The sequence below is a fragment of the Acinetobacter gerneri DSM 14967 = CIP 107464 = MTCC 9824 genome, from assembly GCF_000368565.1.
Taxonomy (GTDB): domain Bacteria; phylum Pseudomonadota; class Gammaproteobacteria; order Pseudomonadales; family Moraxellaceae; genus Acinetobacter; species Acinetobacter gerneri.
The window spans coordinates 13,356-36,547 of the sequence record NZ_KB849544.1 but is presented as its reverse complement, the minus strand read 5'-3'; the positions used below and the strand labels follow the sequence as shown (position 1 = coordinate 36,547).

Sequence of the window (23,192 nt, the reverse complement as noted above, 5' to 3'; positions counted from 1 at the left end):
TATTGACGAGATCTTAATAAACACTTGGCGTTTTTGCTGCTACGTCATCAATTTGTTTATATTTACCAAGCAATTGTTTCATAGATTTCATCAGTAAGCTGGTATCGACACCTACTGCAACAAATTCTGTACCCAATTCTAAATAAGTACGAGCTAATTTTTCATCAGCTGATAAAATTCCGGCTGCTTTGCCTGCTTTTCGTATCTTATTTATACTATCGACAATAATTTTTTGCACATCTGGATGACCCGGATTACCTCGGTAGCCAAGTGCTGCAGATAAGTCCGCAGGTCCAATAAAGACACCATCAATACCTTCAACAGCCAATATTGCATCAAGATTTTCTAAACCTTTTTTCGATTCAATTTGTACCAATACACAAATGTCATCGCTTGCAGTATCTAGATAATCGCTAATATTTTGCCAGCGTGAAGCGCGAGCCAAAGCAGAACCGACACCACGGATTCCTTCTGGTGGATATTGAGTTGCACGAACCATCAATTCTGCTTGTTCTGCACTTTCAACCATAGGAATCAGTAAGGTTTGCGCACCCACATCCAATAACTGCTTAATCAAATTGACATCACCAATCACAGGTCGTACAACTGCTTGGCTAGGATAAGCAGCAATGGCTTGTAATTGACCTAAAATGCTACGCACATCATTCGGTGCATGTTCACCATCAATCAGCAACCAGTCATACCCTGCATTCGCTGCAATTTCAGCGCAGTATGCATTTGCTAAACCAACCCACATACCAATTTGCTGATCAGTTTTGAGTTTTTTCTTGAAGTAATTTGTTGTATCTAACATGTTCATCCACCTCAATTAAACAAAACGGAACGCAATTGAACCCAATTGATCATAATCAATATGGAAAGTATCACCGGCTTTGGCAGCTACAGGACGGGTAAATGAACCACCTAAGATAATTTGACCCGGTTGTAGAGTCACACCATAAGGATGCAATTTATTTGCGAGCCAAGCCACACCTTTGGCAGGATGATTCAGTACTGCCGCTGAAACGCCTGATTCCTCAATTACACCATTGCGATATAAAATCGCTGCTACACGGCGTAAATCCATTTCTGTTGGTTTAATTGGGCGACCACCGAGGACAATCCCCGCATTGGCAGCATTATCAGAAATCGTATCAAAAACTTTACGGGTAATTTGCGTTTCAGGATCGACGTTATGCAAACGTGCATCAATGATTTCGATGGCAGGAATGACATATTCTGTCGCATCAAGTACATCAAATATCGTGCAATTTGGACCAGAAAGTGGTTTCCCCAAAATAAATGCCAATTCAACTTCTACACGTGGCACAATAAAACGTGACATGGGAATATCTGAGCCTTCTTGGAACACCATATCATCAAGCAATGCACCATAATCAGGTTCGGTAATATTTGAAGAGACTTGCATGGCACGTGAAGTCAGACCAATTTTATGTCCAACCAATTTACGACCTTCACTGATTTTATGTGCAACCCAAGCCTTTTGGATTTCATAAGCATCTTCAATTGTGATTTCTGGATATTGCAAAGAAAATTGACGTATTTGCTGACCTGATTTTTCAGCTTGATCAAGTTGTAAAGCCAACTCCTGAATTTTTGCTTTATCTAACATATTTAAATCCTTTTATTGGTTGGCTTTTAAAAACTGGTGAATATTGTTGGATTTGAAATTGAGTACTGGATCAAGCTCTACCATTTCAAATGAAATCGCCAAAAGGCGTTGATCTTTTAAAGGCTGGAAAAATTTCTCTATGATTGCAAATAACTCAGTCGCAACTTTTTGCCTTGTTTCCAAATCTCGCCCCGATCCAACTTTCAGCGTCATATGTACAAAAGCATAATCGTGTTTAGCATCTGCCATACGGAATTTGTCCATACGAATGGCACGGCTACGGATACCACCGAGAGGAAAGACACCTGTGCCACCTAAGAAATTATTCACTTGTTCGAATAAGTCCTGAAAATCGACAGAATCTTCTAAATTTGCACTGTATTCAGCGATAAAATGTGGCATAGGAAATCTCCATATTTTGTGTTGATCTATTGCAAATATTTAAATCAGTCCATTTTATGAATTTAAATATTTATACAATATCAATGATCTATAATGTCTAGTCAGCGTGTAGCAAATGCCACTCCAAACTTCTCATTTCCATCGAGAGGAGACTTTCGAATCTCAAAAATGGATTCGTCCTCCTCCTTTTTTAAGAGAAGCTCAGAGGGATTCACTTTTTAAAATCAAAAATGATCAGGCAACGGGAAAATCGCATTGATCTGCCCTGTTCCAGAACTTGGGAAAGCTGGCGTAATAATCTCAACGCCTTTGTTGTATTGATCCCAACCTAATACGCCCAGCAGCATCGCAGTGTCATGCATGCCGCCTTCACCGAAACAATATTCTGCATATTCTGGGAGCATTTCTACAAACTCTGCCCATTCACCACGTTCCCACATTCCAACCACGTGTTTATCTACTTGGCGATCCCATTCACGTGTATAGGCATCCATTCCACGTTTATATTCACGATCCCAAATAAAGCGATGTGAAAGTGAACCACTTGCAAAGACAGCAACAGTACCGTCATATTTTTCAATCGCTTTCACTAGACCTTCACCAAATTTACGGCTGTCTTCTAATTCATGAGATGTTAAAAATGCAGAAACTGAAACAACTTTAAAATGTTTATCTTTATTCATATAACGCATTGGAACCAATGTGCCATATTCAAGTTCTAAACTTTTAATATTGTGAGATTGAACACGGATACCTGTTTTGGCGATTTCTTCTTGCATGATTTCACCCAATTCTGGGTTACCGTCATAGTCAAATTCCATATCTTGAATAAAATGTGGCAATTCATTACTGGTATAAACACCTTCAAAATGCGCACCACTATTGATATGAAATGCACTGTTTACCAGCCAATGACTATCAAATACAACAATCGTATCTACCCCTAATTCACGACAACGACGACCAATTTCGATATGTCCATCAATAGCCGCCTGACGAATACCATTGGTTGGACCTGGGAGTTCTGATAAATACATCGAAGGCACGTGTGTAATCTTTGCCGCTAAAGCTAATTTACCCATAATTTATCTTCCTGAAACTTTTTTATTTTGCACATCATGTCGTTTGATATCTGGATAATTCACTTGAAAATGCTTAAAAACTTCCCTGTGAATTATCCTTTCATTTCAACCTTCCTGGTCTAGAGCTTAGATGCCCCATTTTGGAATATGATGTGACCCCATTGAAATACTTACGTTTTTCAACTCTGTGAATACTTCAAAGCTGTATTCACCACCTTCACGTCCAGTACCAGACGCTTTAACACCACCAAACGGTTGACGTAAGTCACGCACGTTTTGGCTATTGATAAAGACCATCCCAGCTTCAATACCCGCTGCTAAACGATGTGCTTTACCGATATCATTTGTCCAGATATAAGATGCCAAACCATATTCAACATCGTTTGCCAAACGAAGTGCATCTGCTTCATCTTTAAATTTGATCAAACAAACCACTGGACCAAAAATTTCTTCTTGCGCAATACGCATACGGTTATCAACATCTGCAAATACCGTAGGTTGGATAAACTGACCATTTTTCAAATGTTCTGGCAAGTTTGCAGGACGCTCTAAACCACCTGCAACAAGGTTTGCACCTTCTTCGATACCAATTTTGATATAGCCGGTTACTTTGTCGTAATGCGCTTTAGTGATCATTGAACCGACTTGAGTATTTGGATCTTGCGGATCACCAACAATGATGTTCTTCGCACGACGAGCAAATTCTTTGACGAATTCATCATATACAGATTCTTGAATAAAGATACGGCTACCCGCAGTACAACGCTCGCCATTTAGAGAGAAAATGGTGAATAAAGCAGCATCCAATGCACGTTCTAGATCTGCATCTTCAAAAATAAGCACTGGAGATTTACCACCAAGCTCCATTGAGTATTTTTTGATCCCTGCGCTTGCCATGATACGGCGACCAGTTAAAGTACCGCCTGTAAATGAAATCGCACGTACATCAGGATGTTTAACAAGCGCATCACCTGCCGTTGCACCAAAACCTTGAACAACGTTGAATACACCTTCAGGAATCCCAGCTTCAAGCGCTAAACGACCAAGCTCATTTGCAGTCAAAGGCGAAAGCTCAGACATTTTAAGTACAGCAGTATTTCCCAAAGCTAAACATGGTGCAGTTTTCCAAGTTGCCGTCATAAATGGCACATTCCACGGAGAAACCAAACCACACACGCCCACAGGTTGATGCAATGTATAGTTCAACATTTGATCGTCGACTGGGTAGCTGTGCCCATTCATACGAGTACATACTTCAGCAAAGAAGTTGAAGTTATGCGATGCACGTGGAATCAAAACATTTTTAGTTTGGTGAATCGGCAAACCTGTATCTAAAGTTTCCAATTCAGCAATTTTTGCCACGTTTTGGTCGATCAAATCGCCCAATTTACGCATCAATTTTGCACGTTCTTTAGCAGGCGTTCTTGCCCATTGTGGTGCTGCTTTTTTCGCTGCTGCAACCGCTAAATCAATTTCTGCTTGACCACCACTTGCAACTTCACAAATCGCCTGATTGGTTGCAGGGTTATAATCTGTAAATGTTTCAGCGCTTTCGACTTCTTTACCATCAATCCAATGTTTAATCATTTTCAAATCCTTTTATCATCAATTATTTTTAAAAAATTCTGTTTCAGAAACGATAAAGTTTCTAAGTTTGCCGATACCTTCAATTTCAACCACAACTTCATCACCAGGAACCACATCAGACAAACCTTCTGGTGTACCTGTTGCAATCATGTCGCCTGGATTTAGCGTCATAAATGATGAAATATATTCAATTAAAAATGGCACATTAAAAATCATGTCAGCGGTTGTCCCTTCTTGACGAAGTTCACCATTGACCCAAGTTTTTAATACCAAATTGTTCGGTTCAGGAATTGATGCTGTATCGATCAGATAAGGACCAACAGGCGTTGTTGAATGGCGGTTTTTAACACGTAGATTTGGACGATAATAATTTTCCAAATAATCACGAATTGCATAATCATTACACAAGGTATAACCAGCAACATATTCAAGTGCATTTTCACGTTTTACATTTTTTGCAGTCTTGCCAATCACCGCAACCAATTCACATTCATAATGCATATATTCAACATTGTCAGGACGCCAAGTGTTTTGGTTGTGACCTGTAAATGTATTTGGTGCTTTGATGAAAATCAGTGGTTCTTTCGGTGGTTCAAAAGCAAGTTCGCGTGCATGATCGGCATAATTCAAGCCTAAAGCAAACATGGTTCCATTTGCTGGCGGTAACCATTGCACTTCATTTTCAGCAAGCACTTCACCATTTGGAAGTTTTACTTGTAAATCTTCGAGCACTTCAACTTGATAAGTTTCACCATTGTGACGAATTTGAGCAGTTTTCATGTTTTAAACTCCTTCTTCCGTAATGGTGTTTTCAATTGCACCAAGTTGATCAACCTCGACACGCACTACATCACCATGTTGTAGATTTACACGACCTAAAGGGGTTCCAGTGATAATAATGTCACCTTCAGAAAGCGGCATATAATCTGAAATTTCTTCAATAATTTGCTCAGGGCTGCGAATCCAGTCTGAAGTATTGCCTGTTTGTTTTAGTTCACCATTCACATAAACACGCAGTTCTAAATGATCCACATCAGTCACTTGATCTTTTGCTACAGCATTGCCAAGCACACAAAATCCATCTTGGCATTTTGCTTTAATAGCGGGACGATAGTAACTTTCTTCTGGTAAGCTAAGTTCATTGATCACAACATAACCCGCAATATGTGCATTAGCATCACTTTTCTTGACGCGACTGGTACTTTTCCCGATCACGATGCCAACTGCAGGTCCAGCCTGTAAAATCTCACCTGCACGTTTAATCACAGCCTGACCTGATTGATTACGTGTATTTGGTGTTTTAATAAATAAAACTGGCTTAACAGGTTCTTTTACATAAGGCTTTTCATTGAACTGCTGTTTTAGAGTTTCATATAAACTCTTATAATTCAAAGCAATACCAAAGATATTTCCTTGTGTATCAATACTATTTGATGTACTCATTTGATACTCTCATCCACTAAATCTAGATATTCCCTACTAGACTTTTTAAAAATTAGTTAATATATTAACTTTATAGTTAACATCATAACTAAAAGCAAGCACTTTTTTGAGTTATGATACAAAAAAATATACTTTTCATGGATCCGAAGGTATGAAAACAGCAGTCATTCCAAACTTACATATGGGTGAAGTCTACGATCAGCGCTATGCTGGTGAAGAAATCCATTACGAAGCGCAGGCAAAACTCGCCAATTTTTTTGGTATGAACATGCCTCCGCATCGTCATGACCGTTTTTTCCAGATTCATTTTTTTACTAAAGGTACAGTCAGAGTATTTTTGGATGATGTTAAATATGTCTGCCAAGCGCCTGCATTCTTTTTAACCCCCCCTTCAGTTGCGCATGCATTTATTACTGATCCCGGTTGTGAAGGTCATGTCCTCACCATTCAGCAAAACATCGTGTGGCCACTTTTACAAATAGATCTTAAAGTTCAGCATATCGATCCCATTTGTTTGCATGCTTCACAATTAGATCACAGATACAGTAAAGATCTTGACCAACTTGAAACATATTTGAGTGAATTAAAAGTTGAATTTGAAACCAATAAAATGGCGAAAAATTTTGCTTTAAAAAGCTTAATCAATCTTATCTTTATTCAAATTATGCGATTAGCAGAAGCTGTTCCGCCTCGTATGAAAAATACTGGGAATGATCTCGCAATATTTCGTAAGTTTAATGAACTGATCGAGACTCATTATGATCAACATTGGTCACTAACCCAATATGCCGAGCATTTGGCTGTAACAGAAACTCGGCTAAACGAGATCTGTCGCAGACTGGCAGATATTTCATCTAAAAAATTGATTTATGATCGCCAAATGCAAGAAGCTAAACGCTTACTGATCTTTACAGATACGGCGATTAACAATATCTGTTATCAACTCGGTTTTAAAGATCCTGCCTATTTTAGTCGATTTTTTCAGCGATATTCGGGACTTAGACCATCAGAATATCGCCAAATACATATACAATATGATCAGACATGATGTCTGAGTTGATTGAAAGATCACATTTAAAATGGAGCTTTAATCGTCGATGAAAGATATGATTCAAAACGAATCTTTGCTACTCAAAAGTGAGGGGCAAAATGCCTTCGAGGCAATTTCAACAAACCCCAATGCACATCTTATCGAATGTATTTTTCATGAGGGCCGTCCACTTTTTGCCATATGGGAAACTGAAAATGCCAAAGTCATTGAACCTTTTTTAGAAGAAATTTGCCTGAGTTATCATATCTCTGGCAGTATCCGAGTGAGAAACAATGTTATTGGTCAAAATAACGTGAAATTTAACTCTATTTCGATCTATGGCAAACACGGCTACGAATGGAATATTTATAATAAACTCATTTATGCACAAATTTATTTTTGGGATGATTTGCTTCAACTGACAAATATTGAAAAGCCAATATCATATGAACTCAACCATTTACATGGTATTCGTGATAATTGGATCGATGGTCTATTTCGTATGATTTTGTCATATCAGGATATAGAACAAAAAAAACAGTTCATTTTAAAAATGTATCACGATTGTTTTCAACACATACACCAACAATATCTCACCCAAAGCAATGCAGTAAAACAAAACCAAATAGGTGGTATCACCTCATTTCAAGTAGGAAAACTTCAGCAATATATAGATGAAAATTACTCTAAAAACATCAATATTGATGATTTCTGCCAAGAAATGAATTGGTCACGTTCGCATTTATTCAGAGAGTTTAAAAAAACTTTTGGTACTACGCCCTACAATTTTTTAGTTCATAAACGTATCGATATGGCGAAGAAACTGCTCTTACAAGGATTAAATATTACTCAAGTCTGCCTAAAAACTGGTATAGAGAATCCATCAAAATTAAATTACTTTTTTAATAAATATGTCGGCATGTCACCCAAATTATTTATTGAAATATATCTAAAAAACTCATGTAAATTAATCCCGCAAGATTTGGATAATAAAATTGAGTAAAATATTGTTCACAATGACAATTACTAGCTCTGTCTGAGGACAAAACTAGTAATTCTCTAGATATGCTTAAATATCAAGAACCAAGAATTTATCTTTTGCACTTGAACAACATGGGAACATGGTTTTATTTTCGAGTTTTTCATCATCAGTCAATATTGAGTCACGATGATCAACAGCACCTTCTAACACAGGGGTTTCACATGCTCCGCAAATACCTTCTTTGCATGAATGCATAACATCGCATCCATTTTTTAGCAATGCATCGAGTAAGGTTTCCCCTTGCACGACTTCAATGAGTTTATTACTTTTACGCAGTTCAACCGTATAACTATTTTCAGTTGATGCCTCATGTTCTGGAACAAAAGATTCGTAATAGGTCAATGGAAAATCAGCTTGAAAGCTTTTAAATGCCTCGATCATATTGCTAGGCCCACAGCAATAAAACTCCGTATTCCGACTATGCACCTGAAAAACATGGTCCACTCTTTTTTGAATATTTCCAGCCTGATTGCTTAAAATAATTTCAACATGTTGATCAAATTTATCTTTTAGATACTGAGCAAAAGCACATTTATCTTCAGAGCGGGCAAAATAATACAGTTTCCAATTTTGCTCACTTATATGCTCAATCATTGATAAAATCGGGGTAATGCCTATTCCACCAGCAATAAAAACAATATCGTTATGCTCACCGTGAAATGTAAAATTATTTCTAGGTTCAGATAACTCTACGATTTGCCCAGCTTTCAATTTATTTTGAAAACCCATTGAGCCACCACGACTTTTTTCATCTTTATTAATCGCGATTTTATACGTATGACTATCTTCATATTTATTATATAAAGAGTAGCTACGCACTGGTACGCTCTCAACAAATAAATCAACATTTGATCCTGGTGTAAATGCAGGCAGAAATTTTTGATTCAGCCCTTCAAACTCATAACCTAAGATATCTTCAGCTAAGTAAGTGATTGTTTTTACTCTTGCTTTCAACCGTTCCATTTGACCTTCTCCTACCACATCAATCAAAAAAAAAATTATTTTGATTGATCTTAAGCTGCATGTTCATCCTTAAAATCGGCTTTTCGTGCTGCTTCTTTTGCATAAGTATGTTGTTTAATATCCGTATCTTTTGGAATCATATCTGCTAGCGCACGCAACGATTTGTAATCGCATTCATCTGCAAATACGCATTCTTTATCGTCTTGAGCAAGTTTAATCCGTTCCATCAAAATACGGCGCATACGAACAATAGCTAAATCACCACTGCCTAAAAACTCACGTGTACGATCCACAACTGGAATACTTTCTGCAACAGCATAATCCTCAAAAATAACACCTGGGATACCAGACCAACTTTCTCCAGCTTTCATCGCAGCACGATCTTGTCCATACATATACGTCCCCTGACGAGAGGCAGCAAAATTGTCATCATCTGGATCTGTACCATCAATCGCAAAATCTGGAAGATTATTATTAATCGGTTGTCTTGCATCCCAATAAATGTACCATTGCAAGCTACGCGTATTATTGACAGGCAAAACAATGATGGCAAAACCAGCTTCATCATCTGTAGTCCCAATAAATGCTGTGCCTGGTGCAACATATTCAGTCACACGTAAATTATTCAGTTCAGCATTTGGATTGTCACGTAATGAATAAGAACGCAGTCCATAAGGGCGAGGTTCAAAAGTGTATTGCGGTGTATTGTTTCCAGCAGTTAACTGCAAACCATATTGCGGGATTTTACTATTATCAGTTGTATCACTATGCAACAAATTAATATGTGCAGAATCAAGTAAAGTTTCTACATTTTGTAGCCAATTTGCTTCATTATAAGAAGCACGTGGGCGAACATGATCAGCATCCATTAGATTGAAAGCATAATCACTAAATTTAGGCGGTTCACCTTCTCCAAGATAAACCCAAACCATCCCGCCAGCTTCTTTTACAGGAAATCCTTGACCTTTAACTTTGTTACAAAATGATTGATCTTTTTCAGTAGGCATATTGATACAGTTACCTTCTGCATCAAAGCGCCAACCATGGAAGATACACGTTAAACTATTATTTTCATTACGACCCATTGCAAGCGAAACGCCGCGGTGTGGGCAAGCTTCGTATAAAAAACCTACTTTGCCATTTTCACCACGGAATGCGACATACTTTTCACATAGCATTTCGACTTTCTTTGGCGCAGCACCTACATCCAATGCTGCACTACGTAAAACAGGTAACCAAAACTTTTTCCAATATTTATTTAAAGGTGTACCTGGACTAACATCTGTGATCAATTGATTTTGCTCGTACGTAAGCATGATTTACATCTCCTTTGCTCAATATGAAATCAATATAAATCACTTTTTATCAATAAAATCACAAGTCCTATGATGAATGATACTTTTTAGAAAATGAGACTTTTTAAGTAGTAAATTTTGCACAGCAAAACTTTATTCTATTTTTAATATCATTATGCTAAATTAGCAAAACTCTAAATAGATAGATAATACCAAATATGGATATGCAACACGCAACAGGACTTGAATTTTTAACCGCGCTAAAAAATGGAGAAATCGCCGCATCGGCAATGGCACAAACCATTCCAATGAAATTAGTGGAAGTAGAACGTGGTTATATCGTCTATGAGGTTAGCCCCGATCAGCGTCATTTAAATATTCAAGGTGGCGTACATGGCGGTTTTTGTGCGACAGCTCTAGACACTGCGACGGGTGGTGTTGCACATACGTTGATTGATGCAAATGAAGGTTATGGTACGATTGACCTCAATGTAAAAATGACTCGCCCCATGCAATCAGGTTTTACTTATCGCGCCGTAGCCAAGCTCATTAACGCTGGTCGAAATATCGTGATTAGTGAAGGAAAAATTGTCGATGAAAATAATAAAGTTTATGCATTTGCATCCGCAACTCTCATGATATTACGTAAAAAATCTTCATGATCTTATGCCAAATAGTTAATCAAAACTCGAATGAGTACACATGATATGTACTATAAATGCTTATCTAAATCGCTACGAAAACAGCAAGAGAATATCGTGTTTTTCACAGTCTTATTCTCAAAATAGGTCACATGAAAAGTCAAATATATACCCCAACCATTATACTCATGGCTATCGCGATTGGGATTTGTGCTGGTGGGAACTATTTTAGTCAGCCTTTGATTCACTCGATGAGTGTCGAGCTAAAATTAACCGAAACAACGACTGCTTGGGTTCCAACCATTGCTCAGGCCGCCTACGCTTGTGGTTTGTTATTTCTAATGCCATTAGGGGATATTTTAGAAAAAAGACGTTTGTTATTTATCATGATGTTGCTGGCATCATTTGGTCTACTGATCAGTGGATTTTCAACCAATATTTATATATTACTTTTAGGCACACTCATTACAGGACTATTTTCTAGTTCAGCTCAACTTATGATCCCGCTTGCAGCCAGTTTAGCACCTGCAAATAGTAGCGGACGTATCGTAGGTTTTCTGATTAGTGGCTTGATGCTTGGAATTTTGTTGGCACGCTCGTTCGCTGGATTGCTATCTACACTGTTTTCTTGGCATGTTATTTATGTGATTTGTGGTTCAATTTTACTGATTACGACATTTATTTTATATCGAAATATTAGTCCATTTCCTCCTGAAAAATCGGATAAATACTTGCATACTATGCAAACTTTATATCAAATTTTTCGTGAAAATAGCAAATTGCGTTTGCGTGCTTATATTGGAGGTTTAACTTTTGCAGGGATCAGCATCATCTTTACCACAATGTCACTCCTTCTAGCTCCTGCCCCTTATCATTTTAGTGACTTTACTATTGGGCTATTTGGATTGGTCGGTATTATCGGAGTATTTCTAGCTAATTTTACCGGAAAATTCATTGATAAAGGTTATGCGCATCGTATTTCAATCTTATGTGGAATTGGGCTCATTGTATCTTGGCTGTTTTTCTATTCTTTAGCATATAGTTTGATTTTTTACGTGATTGCGACTGTTATTATCTACTCATCACTTTCAGCTATTCATGTGACCAATCAAAGTATTGTCTACCAATTAAGTGGTACAGCAAAATCACGATTTAATGCCATCTACATGACGGGCTATTTCTTGGGTGCTGCTCTAGGAACCACTACAGGTATCTATGCATGGCGACATTTTGGTTGGAATGGAGCTTGTATACTTGGCTTATGCTATGCCCTGTGTTGTTTTATGCTGTGTGTAGTAGATGCATTTAATGAAAATAAGAAAAAATTAATCACATAATTTATATTTTATTTCTTACTTCTATCTCTAAAAATTAATGAACCGCCTAATCACTTAATTAGGCGGAATCTCAAAGCAATTAATTACTTTTCAATTTTGCAAATTGATTATAAATGCCTGATTTTTCACCATGATTTAAAATATATCGCGTGATATTTCCACGATCTGTAACTAAAGTCATTGAAACGGTATCTGTACCACCTAAATCTTTAAGTAAAGAAATCGGTACTTCTATACTATTCGTTGAACGGTGCATTTTTGCAATATAGTCAAATTTAGTTGCGCCAGTTACAGGAAAATTCACTTGCTTTTGACCATTATCAAAGACGACTTGTTGGATATTAAACTCCTGATATGTATCGTCCAGATCGATTGTAATTCTTGCATTAGCACTGTTTGTTGTACTTCTTGCAACTTTAACTGCAGGACAAATTTCATTAGTTTTGCAAAGTACGAGGTCCTTAATCGCAGCATTTTGAGTTGGTTGCGTAGATGCGCAGCCAATAATTGAGCTGGATAATAATGCAATGGCGAAAAATTTATTCATAACGAATCTCATGTTGATGAAGAACTATTTTATACCAAGAAAAGAAAATGGTTTGCTTTCTACAAAAGATGCATTGGCTTTACCTGCATATACTTTTGCTTGATCAACGCCTAAATCTAGTTTTTTAGTATTACCATCATTAAAGTTAATCTCTTTTAAGTCAACCCAAAATATATTTGGAGAGACAGCCGACTCAAAAAAGTATAACTGACGTTTATGATCCACAACAGTACGCCAACGTGTTGATGATATATTTGGTTCTTCTTCAGTGTTTAGACCAAAAGGTACAGATACATTACGTATCACACTGAAAACACTGGCTAAAGATTGCTGCGGAGTTGCATTCTTAGGAATTGCATTGATATAAAATGAGGCACGAGCAAAACGATCAGAAGCTCGATTTGTACCTGGTAGCATCGTTGTACCACCAATTTGCTGCCAGTAAGTATTTAATGCAAGCTGTTGATCAAAGGTTGGTGAGTTGGTCATCACTTGATATTTTTTATTATGATGAATAACTTGTTTACCATTTATATACTCTACAATTGCACTATCACCACTCGCATCAGAGATTGATAAATGTAAAGTTGCTAAGCGCTTTTCACCTGGAACCTGATCTGTAACGACGATAAAAGGCTCTTTTTCTAAGGCCGAAATCGCTTCATTAACAGTGGCAAAATTGTCCAAGACATATTGTGCCCAAAGTGAAATACTCAATTTTGGTTTTTTGCTCTTATTTACAGTTGGATACTCAGATTCAACAAGCCACAATAAGTTTGCGGAAAGACCTTTTTCATTGACCCCATCCGTAGTTGAAATATCATAGCCAGTCGCAACTACGCTACCATATTTCGATTTCCATTGAATTGAATCAGGACCTGCTAAACCAGAACGTTGTACTTTATTGGGTAAAATCCAAAGATTAGTCCCGACATCCGATTTCCAATCCATCGAACGTGCCGTCATCACGTCCTGATCACCAAGATATACAACCCGGGTACAACTCATTGCAATATCACTCGCAATCAATAAACCCGCTGCTAAACATGCTCTCAATAAGTTCTTTTTCATATTAATATCCTGCTTAGAAAAGTGGTAGATTTAAACCAATAACTGGACCATATTCTTTAACTTTCCAATGAAAATTATCACTTCTGTAGTCTTGCTCTAGATAACGATATCCCATACGTAAATTGAAATCTCGATCAAAAAAACCAAGACGATAACCCAAATATGTTTGCGCAGATATCGTGCCTTCCTGGCCAAATGTGATTTCTGACGCTAGATTAAAAGGTGATTCAAAATTGTATTTAAAACGACTTCCCCAAAAGATTTCATTCCATGATTTGTTTAGATCAATATTTTTACCCAAAGCACTGAGATTGGCAGCTGCTTTGGTATGATGTAGTCCAACAGTCGGTTCTAATATAAATTTTGAATAGCCATTTTTTGTTAATTTATCAGAAGTATAGGCTTGATAATAAACACCAAAACTAGTCTGATCCAAGTCGGTACTTAAAGCGACTGGAACTTGCAATACACTTTGTTTCTGAGAAGTTTGAACTGATTGATAATCGACGTATGCACCCCATTTGCCTTTACTTAGGTCTAAATGCCCCATATAAGACTTATCTAAATGTTCTAAAGTGTCGCTAAAAGACTGATCTACGTCATAAGTTATAGGTCCTGCACCTATATCACCTGAGATATCAGCAGCAAAAACATATAGATTTAGATTGGCTTTTACTGGCCCATCAAGCGAATTTTGTAAAGGGTTTGCAACAGCATTACTCATCCACAAACTATTGATAAAAAGTGCTAATATTGTTTTAAATTTCATAATAATATTCACGTAATTTAAACTACAAATATTCTTATCATGATAGTTTAAAAAAACCTAACATTATTCTACTTTAGTCATTAATTTATATACATTATTTAAAAAATATGAACAATAATAATTCATATGAAATATAACTTAACAATCTAGTTCAGCAAGAGAAATACTACTTCAATATATATTAGTTTTCATTTATAAATTATTCACACTCAACACTAAGTCATATTATTGTTTCGATTACATATAAATGTAGACACCCATAAAACAAAAAAGCCCCATTATGGAGCTTTGATATGCAGTAAAATCAAATATTTTGGTCAAATTAACCCATAAGCTGACCGCAGCTTTTTTGGTTGGTATTTAAACCTAAAAATTCTTTACGTTCATTAATCTCATCAATGGAATACGGCAGCATCTCACTGAGATAATCTAAACTTAAAAAATTATATTCGATCAATAAGCAATCCTGATCCGTCGACCAACTTGTAAGAGGATAATTTTGCTTATGACGTTTATGTCTACTTGGCATATCTCAACCATCCTATAAAAAACTAAAAGCTTTTCATCATCTAGTCAGTGTATAAAAAATCAAGCAAGTATATGAAATTTAAGATAATTTTCATCTATACCAATTTCACAAGCTTATGAAAATTTATAACTTGTCTCATAATAAATATTATATGTGAAATATATCACACTAAAGAACATCAAAACTTAAAATTTATGACACATTATTAATTATTTCTAAAATAATGTGCATATTCATCAGCTCTTTAGGTGTTACATTTTAGTACCCTTAGATTTAGAGCTCAATATCATAAAGTTACTTCTGCAAGCTTTAAATTTTTACAAAATTTGTATTTGCTTATCCTGAAGCGACACATAAAATTTAATCATAAAATATTAATTTTTAATTAAAATAATTAAATTTATTTTATTGAAAGTGATACTAAATTTTCATCAGCTACACTGTATCATACTGACAAAAAACTTATTCTATTGTTTCAATTGAAAATTTAGAAGTATTTTAGGCCTATAAAAGAATAAAAATCACGTAATAGATACTAACTTCCCTATACTGAACTAGATGATTCTTATCAAAGTACATATCCGCTATAGCCCAAATCGAAATTCAATAGACATGGAAGTATCATCGCCGCCAAGTAAATCGATTCCTAAACCATGATTCTGACTCTAAAAATGTGTAGTTGTAGTAGATATATATTTTCTTAAAGTCGTGTTAAATGCAATTTTTTCTTAGGCAATGTCTTCCATTCATGATAGTAAATTTTATCTTGAACTAATCATGTTTTTCTTTAGAAGTCCAATATTCCAAACCTTCTAAATGATGTTTTCTTACCCATTCTGTTTTATTTTTCAGGGACATCATACTGCTATTTTTGGATATTATTTTTCTATAGCATTTACCACTTTTCTATATTGTATAGTGCCTTACATGTATTATTTTTGCTAGCCCCACGGATCAATCCACGCCACAGGATTAAGCGCATATTGAAAATGATTTTCCCCACCAAGTAAACCTATCGGGTCATGGCTGATAAACCTGCCAATATCAGGCTCATAATAACGGAAACGCTATAGTGAAAGTATTAACCTTTTAAATAATCAAACAAATATTCAGCTAATACTTCTGCATGTTCAGCCTTTACTAAAAAATTTAAATAGTAATATTGATCTACATAATTATAAAACACTGATCCATTTAACCGCAAAAATTCAATATATACTAAATAAATTCTCCTTAAACTCTCTGATATTTTTTCAAGATCAACATTTAAATTAGTTATATCATAATAAATTATTGAATACTCATTAGAAAATAATTTAATATCAATATAAGGCAATCTATTTTTTTCACAGTTTAGCCAATGTTCTTTAGTATCCTCTTTTTCATTAATAAATTTTTTCAACATATTATTACCTTTTGAGCTTAAAGTCAGTAATAAATTTAATAACTTTTTAATCAAAAAAATGAGCACTTTTGGTTTATGGAAAAATATAATTTCATCCTTTATATAGCCTACATCTACCTACCATTTTTATTTTTTGGTGCCACTTCATTTATAGCTAACCACAACTTAGATTTAATATCATCTAAATTAAAAATCATATTATTGTTATTTTTTCCATTAAGTATAAATATATACTCACCGTTTCCTTTAGTAATATCTCCTGAATAATGTAGACTATTTCTATCAAATTCAAGTTCTAAAACAAGCTCATCTATATCATTATCTAGAAGATATTCATAAAAAAAAGAAATACTTAACAATAATCTAGATCTTTTTGTCGCTATTTCTAAACTAAGTTGAACACTTGAAACTATTTCAAAAGAATTAAACTCATCAACATAATTCATAAATTCATTGTAAATTTTTTGCTCATCTTTTTTCATCACCTTCAGCCCTATCTTTTTATATAATAGATGATTTTACATTACGCGTTAAATCACATGGATTATTATCTGCATCTTCCCTTGTCTTAGCCCATTCATTAAGCTTTTCCAAAGTAGGATCATCTTTAGGTCTAATTGAAGCATGATCTAGATCATCTTGTATAACATCTAATCCATTTTTATTTAATTTTTCAACATCTAACATCTGATATTTTCCATCGATTGGTTGTTCAATTGTTGTTGACAATCCAGGCTTTCTAGCTGGATTTGTATCTTTTCCAAGACGCGGCGTCATATTTTTATTCGTACGACTACCTTGCCGAAAAACTACTCCTGAAGATAAGGGCTTAGGAGTAAAGGCTAACCCCCACGGATCACCCCACTCCACTGGATTCGGCGCATACTGAAAATGATTTTCACCACCAAGTAAACCTATCGGGTCATGGCTTATAAACCTTCCAATATTTGGGTCATAATAACGGAAACGGTTATAGTGTAAACCTGTTTCAACATCATAAATTTGACCTTGAAAACCATGCGGTTGCAGTAGATAAGATTTTTCTATTTCATTGAGCTGTATCGTCTGAAGTTCAACTTCCTGCCATTCAATGTAATAAACCCGCTCATGAATTAATCATTTACGTCTTTAGGACTCCAATATTCTAGATCTTCTAAATAACGTTCTATATCATCCATATCGTCATCTCCTAGGCTTGTATCAAATTTTTCAGACAATATTCTTCTAACATACGCTAATCTTTGTGTAACATTTTTATCATCTATAAAGTCTGTAGTTTCTTTTGCATAAGCTTCATATGAATTAGGAAGCGTTAATGCGTAATATGAACCAATCTTATGTAAGGAAATCAATATATAATTAATTTCTTTCATCACATCTAATAATTCTGCACCTTTAAAAATAATCATTTCATTTTCTTTTAACATCATCTTCTCCTTGTAACTTTTAAATTGCAATCATCATCGAGCTCAAAATCGCCCTTAATCGTTAATTCATCTGTATGATACCTTGGGTTTTCCACCCATTCTGTTTTACTTTCAGACACATCAAATTCCACATAGTCTTTGCTTTTGCCTGGTTTAAGTTGATATTTTCCTTCTGCCTCCACAGGAGATAATGGTTTTTTACTTGCTGATTCAACATATATCCGATTATTGTCTCTCGCTATAATTTTTCTTGATTCTTCTATACCATTCGACCCTTTTCTATTCGTATAATGCCTTACACGTATCTTTTTTTCTAGACCAAACGGATCCACCCACTCCACAGGATTCGGCGCATACTGAAAATGATTTTCCCCACCAAGTAAACCTATCGGGTCATGGCTGATAAACCTGCCAATATCAGGGTCATAATAACGAAAACGGTTATAGTGTAAACCTGTTTCAACATCATAAATCTGACCTTGAAAACGATGCGGTTGCAGTAGATAAGATTTTTCTATTTCATTGAGCTGTATCGCCTGAAGTTCAACTTCCTGCCATTCAACCGTAACCGTATTCCCCCAAGCTTGATACACTGCTTCCCATGCGATATTCCCCTCATGTGAAGTTAATTCTCTTGGTGTACCCAAGTGATCATTTTGATACCAATACACTTGATGTTGACTATGTTTAGGAGGTTCATCATTTGAAGCTTTTAAATTCGGTTCTAATTCCCCAAAATTTAAATCACCTATATTTTCAAGTGCGATTTTTTGCATTTCGACAAACTGTGGTGTTTCCAAAGTTTGATCATTCGCAGCAATTTCTAATTTTTCATCTAACCAAACCAACCTTGACAAAGGCACGAAACTATCTGCTTCATAGACGGTGGTAAATATATGCCGACCGTTATAGTCCTGCAGTATTCTGTTACCATCCCAAACATTCCAAACAACTTGAGTCTCTATGAGCTTACATTGTTTGCGCTGCTCCGTTTTCGTTCTGACTGGGCTCTTACTTTCCCACGAAGGCGTAGCTACATTTGATAGATCAAGGTTATAACTCAGACCTGTATGATCCAGTTGTGCTACTGGCTGTCTCGATTTTTGTTTGACTTGTATGGCGACTAATTGTTCTTGATAGATCTGACTTTGTTTGGCGATACGGCGTCCAAAGGGATCATAATAATATTGTGTTTTGATGATTTCTTTATTGCCACGCCCATCAGGTTTATTCGATACACTTTCTACGAGTTGATTCTGCTCATCCCATTTCAGATCTATTTGCCGTGTCGTAAATTGGTTCAATATATGTTTTGAGCTTAAATATCCAAAGGCTTTACTGTCTTTGATCTGTATACGTTTTTGGGTCACACGCCCTAAGTCATCATATGCATAAACCACGGTTTGATGATCTTGTTCGATATGTTGAACACGGTTATCTTCTATTTTTGTTTCATTCTCAGAGACTGCAATAGGTAAGATATTACTCGCAGGATCAAAGGCAAATTTTTCTCTGATCTGGATATAATTATCATTTCTTCCGAGTGAGCTTAGTTCACTTGAAGTCAGCCTTGATAACACGTCGTACTGATAGCTTTGCTTTCGTTGCCATAATTGTTTTTGGCTATTAAAACGGTGATCTAATATTTCGGTTAGTTGCCCAGCTTTATCATAATGATAAGCCCTTGAAATACGTTTATTTTCAGGATCTTCTGCATCATTAACGTTTTGATCTAATAAACGCCCCATTTTATCCAGTACAAATGCACTTTGTAGTCGTCCTTGGCTACGTCCTATTTCTTGATGTAAATCATCTCGTTCTAGACAACTAATTTCATATGAACCTTCACTATCTTCTAGCGCATAGTTCCATGCATGCCCTGAACCATAATACATAGTTTTGAGTTTTCGACCATCAGGAAGTGTGGTCTCTATACGATTACCTAATTCGTCATACAAATGTGTCAACGTGTGTGAACGTTTGCTATGTTCTTGAGTACTTGCATTCAACCAATGCACAATCAGTTGTTCTGTCTTGAGTTGACCAATTTCATCATAACTAAGTTTGACATGGCTATGTTCATTTCTCGCTTCGATCAATTGTCCTGCAAGATCATAGGCGTATCGCGTTCTTTTTTTCTCAGTTAAATTTTGATGGTCTACAATATATTGTTCTAACAATTCACCGAGCAAATTACGCTTAAAAATCGTGCTATAGCGAAGTATTTTATTTTCAGTATATTGCCTATGTCGTATCAAATGTCCTGCTGGACTGTATTCATACTCAGTTCGGATATCGTCAAATGTCGTTTCTGCAATGACTCGGTCATTGATATCGTATTCTAAAGTCCACGTTTTACCATTTTCATTGGTCAGCCCTGTAAAACGACGTAGGTTGTCATAATGATAGGTCACGATGCCATTGGCCGCATCTCTACGTCGTATAGGCAAGTTGTCATAGCTATATTGATAGTTGGTGACGCGCCCCAAAGCATCGCGGTACTCGATTAAACGTTCAAGTACATCGTATTTAAACTGTTCCGTACTTTGGTCGGGATAGATCACTTCACATGGCTGTGTCTGCCTTGCATAGTATTTATACTGTGTTACATCCTGCATCGCATTGGTCAGGCTGGACAACCGTCCATAATCATCGTATTGATAATGCGTTAATTTGTCGCTGCAGTCCTGATATTTTTCGAGATTGCCATATTTGTCCCAAAGCATCCGTTTATGCCCGCCTTTGGCATCGATAATCGTATGAGCAAATCCTTGGGATGTATATTTGATTTGAGTTTGATAACCAAGTGCATTTGTGATCAGCAGTGGTTGTCCAGCAAAATCAAAAGCTGTCGTTTCAGTATGACCGAGTGGATCAGTTACTTCGATCAGTTGCCCTTTTGACCAAGTGAGTGATATTTCTCTCCAAACTGGGAGTTTAGTGGTTGAATCAAAATGTAATAAGCTCCGAATTTTTGTCAGTTCATATCCACTGTAATGGTATTCGGTGATACCACCATCAGCATCTGTTTTTTTAATTAAGCGTCGATAATGATCATATTCATAAGACTCTTCAAAACCTGATGCATCTACAAACTTAGTGAGCTTTTTCTTATTATTAAAATAAAATTTTTCAGTTTTTTCTATATCTTCCGCTGGATTATAAACAACTTCGGTAAAATCATCATGATAATGAAAGATAAATTTTTGCCCTGTATTAGAGCTACTGTTGATTACCTTTCCATTTGGACTGTATTCATTATATTCATAGAAACTACTCACGCCACCCACTTCATGGTGCGCCGTCATAATATGATTTTTCCATTCAAACTTACGACTTAGACGAAGTTTATATTCTGAAAGCGTTTTAGCCTGGACAGGACTGTCATCCACATAGACATGACACAGATCAGCGTCATTCGTATAATCATATCTAACCAATACTTTAGCATTTAAAAAATCATCAACATCTTCAAGTTCTATATGCGCTTGACGTTCGGCACGAAATAATCGTTCAGATATCGAAAATGCTATATCTGTTTTTTCATCTGTTGCTGTTATTTTTTCCAAACCGAGTAAATGTTTAACTTCGTGTAATCTAATCTGGTTTTTAATTTCTATAAATTTAAGTTCTAAAATCCGATTTAAACTGTCACAAATATGGCTCGGATAGTTTTGATATATTTCATTTTTATGCAGATACTCAAGTCCAATTTGATTGCCATATAAATCATGCATTCCTGTACATAAAACGAGATATTCAGCTTTAGATACTGTATTTTTGACTTGATGTTCAAACTTATAAAAGACCGAGGCATTTTCTATCGTACCAATAGCGATTTGAAAGTTATAAATTTGATCCGCATTATTTTCATTTACTTTGGTCCGAATCAGTGTGAAATCTTCATAAACTGAATAAAATTGATCTTCTATCTCCAAATATGGAAATGAGACCACTCTTCCTAACGGTAAAATAACTTCTATTTTTTGCTGTGCAGGTAATACTCTGATTTGTATACTAAAACTGCTATTCCATCCCTGACCATACCAAGTATTTGGAAAACTTTTTGTGCCAACTAAACTATTGCTTGCATAACTACGTTGCCAAATCACAGACAGAGCCGAATGAAGTTCAAAATCAATGTCTTGATCACCTGTTAATATTTTACTGCCTTGTGTTGGGCTAATAGGATGTCCAACCCTTGGAAATGGACAATCTATATTGCTATCCCCATCTTTACCTTTTACATTTCCACCATCTGCTTTTTTAGGTATCGGGACTTTTTCAGCTTTTTTGGCAACTTTTGCAGCATCTGCTGCTTTATCTGTTGCTTTTAGTATTTTTCTACCCGCTTTTGCTGCTGTAGCCCCCCAACCTGCAAAAGGGATCATTGCTGCAAATGATAGTCCAGCGCCAACATAATCCCCTCGTGCTAATGAAATAACACCATTGACACCATCTGCTATTTCCCCTAGACCTGGAATTAAACCTACAATGTCTAAACCTAATTGTAGTTTATCTAACCATGAAGAGGATTCCTCTTCAGGTTCAGCTGTAACGGTTACCTCAGGCAAAATCGGTGGTTCTTTTACAACGATTCCTTCAGTATTTCCTTTACCTTCTGGACCGTTCATTGAAAAAATATCATCAACCCTGACTATATGTTTCCCATTGATGCTATAGCTTGAACTTTTATCTATTGGATAACATTTATCTCCAACGGTCCCACTCTTAATTCCTTTGGCAATACCAGCCTGATCACCAGTAGTTTTAGAAATATAACTTTTATTATGTAGTAATACTGCATGCCCATTTGCATTCGTATCCGAAGCGACTAGCTTAGCGTCCATCAATTGAGCTGTAACAGGATAAGGGACTGGAGGGGTTGAACTACCTATTGGTGTTTTGCATACATCCGGCATCGTACAAACAACAATCCACCCCGATTCTTTTCTTAATTGTAAATTTTCAGCCATTTTTCAAATCCAA

23 protein-coding genes and 1 pseudogene are annotated in these 23,192 nt (G+C 36.1%); 4 read left to right on the top strand and 20 right to left on the bottom strand.

The genetic code is table 11. The features are described from left to right. Positions 1-13: 13 nt before the first annotated feature. The 7 genes from hpaI to F960_RS11435 form a co-directional block, all read right to left on the bottom strand. Positions 14-814 carry a 4-hydroxy-2-oxoheptanedioate aldolase gene (gene hpaI / locus F960_RS11465; protein ID WP_004865205.1) on the bottom strand — a complete coding sequence of 267 codons (801 nt, stop codon included), beginning with the start codon at positions 812-814 and terminating at the stop codon, positions 14-16. 15 nt (positions 815-829) lie between these two features. Then, the gene (hpaH, locus tag F960_RS11460; RefSeq protein ID WP_004865202.1) at positions 830-1,633 is read right to left on the bottom strand and encodes a 2-oxo-hept-4-ene-1,7-dioate hydratase; all 804 of its coding nucleotides are present in this window, start codon (positions 1,631-1,633) and stop codon (positions 830-832) included. Between the two features lie 12 nt (positions 1,634-1,645). Then, positions 1,646-2,035, bottom strand: a complete 390-nt coding sequence (locus F960_RS11455; RefSeq protein WP_004865199.1) for a 5-carboxymethyl-2-hydroxymuconate Delta-isomerase — start codon at positions 2,033-2,035, stop codon at positions 1,646-1,648. Positions 2,036-2,259: 224 nt separating this feature from the next. Further along, the gene (hpaD, locus tag F960_RS11450) at positions 2,260-3,117 is read right to left on the bottom strand and encodes a 3,4-dihydroxyphenylacetate 2,3-dioxygenase (protein ID WP_004865197.1); all 858 of its coding nucleotides are present in this window, start codon (positions 3,115-3,117) and stop codon (positions 2,260-2,262) included. A 126-nt stretch (positions 3,118-3,243) separates the two neighbouring features. Then, positions 3,244-4,704 carry a 5-carboxymethyl-2-hydroxymuconate semialdehyde dehydrogenase gene (gene hpaE, locus F960_RS11445; RefSeq protein ID WP_004865194.1) on the bottom strand — a complete coding sequence of 487 codons (1,461 nt, stop codon included), beginning with the start codon at positions 4,702-4,704 and terminating at the stop codon, positions 3,244-3,246. An 18-nt stretch (positions 4,705-4,722) separates the two neighbouring features. After that, complete coding sequence (locus tag F960_RS11440; RefSeq protein WP_004865193.1) at positions 4,723-5,484, bottom strand: fumarylacetoacetate hydrolase family protein; 762 nt, start codon at positions 5,482-5,484, stop codon at positions 4,723-4,725. A gap of 3 nt (positions 5,485-5,487) precedes the next feature. Then, positions 5,488-6,147 carry a fumarylacetoacetate hydrolase family protein gene (locus F960_RS11435; protein ID WP_004865190.1) on the bottom strand — a complete coding sequence of 220 codons (660 nt, stop codon included), beginning with the start codon at positions 6,145-6,147 and terminating at the stop codon, positions 5,488-5,490. Between the two features lie 151 nt (positions 6,148-6,298). Between F960_RS11435 and hpaA the strand changes: the two genes are divergently transcribed. After that, complete coding sequence (hpaA, locus tag F960_RS11430) at positions 6,299-7,195, top strand: 4-hydroxyphenylacetate catabolism regulatory protein HpaA (RefSeq protein ID WP_004865187.1); 897 nt, start codon at positions 6,299-6,301, stop codon at positions 7,193-7,195. A 49-nt stretch (positions 7,196-7,244) separates the two neighbouring features. Next, positions 7,245-8,180 (top strand): helix-turn-helix transcriptional regulator, encoded by a 936-nt coding sequence (locus F960_RS11425; protein WP_004865183.1) that lies wholly within the window; start codon positions 7,245-7,247, stop codon positions 8,178-8,180. Between the two features lie 66 nt (positions 8,181-8,246). Here the strand turns inward: F960_RS11425 and F960_RS11420 are convergent, their stop codons facing one another. Together F960_RS11420 and F960_RS11415 are read right to left on the bottom strand one after the other, a co-directional pair. Next, on the bottom strand, positions 8,247-9,182 hold the full coding sequence (locus F960_RS11420; RefSeq protein ID WP_004865180.1) for a PDR/VanB family oxidoreductase: 936 nt from the start codon (positions 9,180-9,182) through the stop codon (positions 8,247-8,249). Between the two features lie 50 nt (positions 9,183-9,232). Continuing rightward, positions 9,233-10,498 carry a Rieske 2Fe-2S domain-containing protein gene (locus F960_RS11415; protein WP_004865178.1) on the bottom strand — a complete coding sequence of 422 codons (1,266 nt, stop codon included), beginning with the start codon at positions 10,496-10,498 and terminating at the stop codon, positions 9,233-9,235. A gap of 197 nt (positions 10,499-10,695) precedes the next feature. On the opposite strand from F960_RS11415, the gene F960_RS11410 reads away from it, so the two are divergent. Together F960_RS11410 and F960_RS11405 are read left to right on the top strand one after the other, a co-directional pair. Next, positions 10,696-11,139, top strand: coding sequence for a PaaI family thioesterase (locus F960_RS11410; protein WP_004865174.1), 444 nt, complete (start codon positions 10,696-10,698; stop codon positions 11,137-11,139). Between the two features lie 131 nt (positions 11,140-11,270). Then, positions 11,271-12,455: an MFS transporter gene (locus F960_RS11405; protein ID WP_004865172.1), complete on the top strand. Its 1,185-nt coding sequence runs from the start codon at positions 11,271-11,273 to the stop codon at positions 12,453-12,455. A 79-nt stretch (positions 12,456-12,534) separates the two neighbouring features. On the opposite strand, the gene F960_RS11400 is transcribed toward F960_RS11405, so the two are convergent. From F960_RS11400 to F960_RS11360, 11 genes and pseudogenes are all read right to left on the bottom strand, one after another. Next, the gene (locus tag F960_RS11400) at positions 12,535-13,002 is read right to left on the bottom strand and encodes a hypothetical protein (protein WP_004865170.1); all 468 of its coding nucleotides are present in this window, start codon (positions 13,000-13,002) and stop codon (positions 12,535-12,537) included. A gap of 24 nt (positions 13,003-13,026) precedes the next feature. Continuing rightward, positions 13,027-14,073 carry a linear amide C-N hydrolase gene (locus tag F960_RS11395; protein ID WP_004865166.1) on the bottom strand — a complete coding sequence of 349 codons (1,047 nt, stop codon included), beginning with the start codon at positions 14,071-14,073 and terminating at the stop codon, positions 13,027-13,029. Between the two features lie 13 nt (positions 14,074-14,086). Further along, the gene (locus F960_RS11390; protein WP_004865163.1) at positions 14,087-14,842 is read right to left on the bottom strand and encodes a hypothetical protein; all 756 of its coding nucleotides are present in this window, start codon (positions 14,840-14,842) and stop codon (positions 14,087-14,089) included. 322 nt (positions 14,843-15,164) lie between these two features. Continuing rightward, entirely contained in the window at positions 15,165-15,371 is a 207-nt protein-coding gene (locus F960_RS11385; protein WP_004865160.1) for a hypothetical protein, read from the bottom strand. Positions 15,372-16,312: 941 nt separating this feature from the next. Next, positions 16,313-16,387 (bottom strand): hypothetical protein, encoded by a 75-nt coding sequence (locus F960_RS21855; protein WP_235716337.1) that lies wholly within the window; start codon positions 16,385-16,387, stop codon positions 16,313-16,315. A 65-nt stretch (positions 16,388-16,452) separates the two neighbouring features. Beyond that, positions 16,453-16,776, bottom strand: coding sequence for a hypothetical protein (locus F960_RS11380; RefSeq protein WP_004865157.1), 324 nt, complete (start codon positions 16,774-16,776; stop codon positions 16,453-16,455). A gap of 113 nt (positions 16,777-16,889) precedes the next feature. Next, positions 16,890-17,258, bottom strand: a complete 369-nt coding sequence (locus F960_RS11375; protein WP_004865154.1) for a hypothetical protein — start codon at positions 17,256-17,258, stop codon at positions 16,890-16,892. Positions 17,259-17,277: 19 nt separating this feature from the next. Beyond that, positions 17,278-17,553, bottom strand: a complete 276-nt coding sequence (locus F960_RS22985; RefSeq protein ID WP_228134727.1) for a hypothetical protein — start codon at positions 17,551-17,553, stop codon at positions 17,278-17,280. 65 nt (positions 17,554-17,618) lie between these two features. Then, a pseudogene (locus tag F960_RS22980) lies at positions 17,619-17,793 on the bottom strand (RHS repeat-associated core domain-containing protein); the annotation flags it as partial. A 95-nt stretch (positions 17,794-17,888) separates the two neighbouring features. After that, a complete protein-coding gene (locus F960_RS11365; RefSeq protein WP_004865149.1) occupies positions 17,889-18,203 on the bottom strand; it encodes a hypothetical protein in 315 nt (104 codons plus the stop codon). Continuing rightward, positions 18,203-23,179: a PAAR-like domain-containing protein gene (locus tag F960_RS11360; RefSeq protein WP_004865147.1), complete on the bottom strand. Its 4,977-nt coding sequence runs from the start codon at positions 23,177-23,179 to the stop codon at positions 18,203-18,205. Before F960_RS11360 ends, F960_RS11365 begins: the two co-directional genes overlap by 1 nt. Between the last annotated feature and the right edge of the window lie 13 nt (positions 23,180-23,192).

What these genes read in the sequence shown, in the direction of transcription:
- F960_RS11420 (WP_004865180.1), bottom strand. Translation starts at nt 9,182, where the DNA reads ATGGAACGGTTGAAAGCAAGAGTAAAAACAATCACTTACTTAGCTGAA.
- F960_RS22985 (WP_228134727.1), bottom strand. Translation starts at nt 17,553, where the DNA reads ATGACGCCGCGTCTTGGAAAAGATACAAATCCAGCTAGAAAGCCTGGA.
- F960_RS11395 (WP_004865166.1), bottom strand. Translation starts at nt 14,073, where the DNA reads ATGAAAAAGAACTTATTGAGAGCATGTTTAGCAGCGGGTTTATTGATT.
- F960_RS11365 (WP_004865149.1), bottom strand. Translation starts at nt 18,203, where the DNA reads ATGTTAAAAGAAAATGAAATGATTATTTTTAAAGGTGCAGAATTATTA.
- F960_RS11380 (WP_004865157.1), bottom strand. Translation starts at nt 16,776, where the DNA reads ATGTTGAAAAAATTTATTAATGAAAAAGAGGATACTAAAGAACATTGG.
- F960_RS11410 (WP_004865174.1), top strand. Translation starts at nt 10,696, where the DNA reads ATGGATATGCAACACGCAACAGGACTTGAATTTTTAACCGCGCTAAAA.
- F960_RS11390 (WP_004865163.1), bottom strand. Translation starts at nt 14,842, where the DNA reads ATGAAATTTAAAACAATATTAGCACTTTTTATCAATAGTTTGTGGATG.
- F960_RS11405 (WP_004865172.1), top strand. Translation starts at nt 11,271, where the DNA reads ATGAAAAGTCAAATATATACCCCAACCATTATACTCATGGCTATCGCG.
- F960_RS11385 (WP_004865160.1), bottom strand. Translation starts at nt 15,371, where the DNA reads ATGCCAAGTAGACATAAACGTCATAAGCAAAATTATCCTCTTACAAGT.
- F960_RS11415 (WP_004865178.1), bottom strand. Translation starts at nt 10,498, where the DNA reads ATGCTTACGTACGAGCAAAATCAATTGATCACAGATGTTAGTCCAGGT.
- F960_RS11360 (WP_004865147.1), bottom strand. Translation starts at nt 23,179, where the DNA reads ATGGCTGAAAATTTACAATTAAGAAAAGAATCGGGGTGGATTGTTGTT.
- hpaD (WP_004865197.1), bottom strand. Translation starts at nt 3,117, where the DNA reads ATGGGTAAATTAGCTTTAGCGGCAAAGATTACACACGTGCCTTCGATG.
- hpaH (WP_004865202.1), bottom strand. Translation starts at nt 1,633, where the DNA reads ATGTTAGATAAAGCAAAAATTCAGGAGTTGGCTTTACAACTTGATCAA.
- F960_RS11425 (WP_004865183.1), top strand. Translation starts at nt 7,245, where the DNA reads ATGAAAGATATGATTCAAAACGAATCTTTGCTACTCAAAAGTGAGGGG.
- F960_RS11400 (WP_004865170.1), bottom strand. Translation starts at nt 13,002, where the DNA reads ATGAATAAATTTTTCGCCATTGCATTATTATCCAGCTCAATTATTGGC.
- F960_RS11435 (WP_004865190.1), bottom strand. Translation starts at nt 6,147, where the DNA reads ATGAGTACATCAAATAGTATTGATACACAAGGAAATATCTTTGGTATT.
- F960_RS11375 (WP_004865154.1), bottom strand. Translation starts at nt 17,258, where the DNA reads ATGAAAAAAGATGAGCAAAAAATTTACAATGAATTTATGAATTATGTT.
- F960_RS11440 (WP_004865193.1), bottom strand. Translation starts at nt 5,484, where the DNA reads ATGAAAACTGCTCAAATTCGTCACAATGGTGAAACTTATCAAGTTGAA.
- hpaA (WP_004865187.1), top strand. Translation starts at nt 6,299, where the DNA reads ATGAAAACAGCAGTCATTCCAAACTTACATATGGGTGAAGTCTACGAT.
- F960_RS11455 (WP_004865199.1), bottom strand. Translation starts at nt 2,035, where the DNA reads ATGCCACATTTTATCGCTGAATACAGTGCAAATTTAGAAGATTCTGTC.
- hpaE (WP_004865194.1), bottom strand. Translation starts at nt 4,704, where the DNA reads ATGATTAAACATTGGATTGATGGTAAAGAAGTCGAAAGCGCTGAAACA.
- hpaI (WP_004865205.1), bottom strand. Translation starts at nt 814, where the DNA reads ATGTTAGATACAACAAATTACTTCAAGAAAAAACTCAAAACTGATCAG.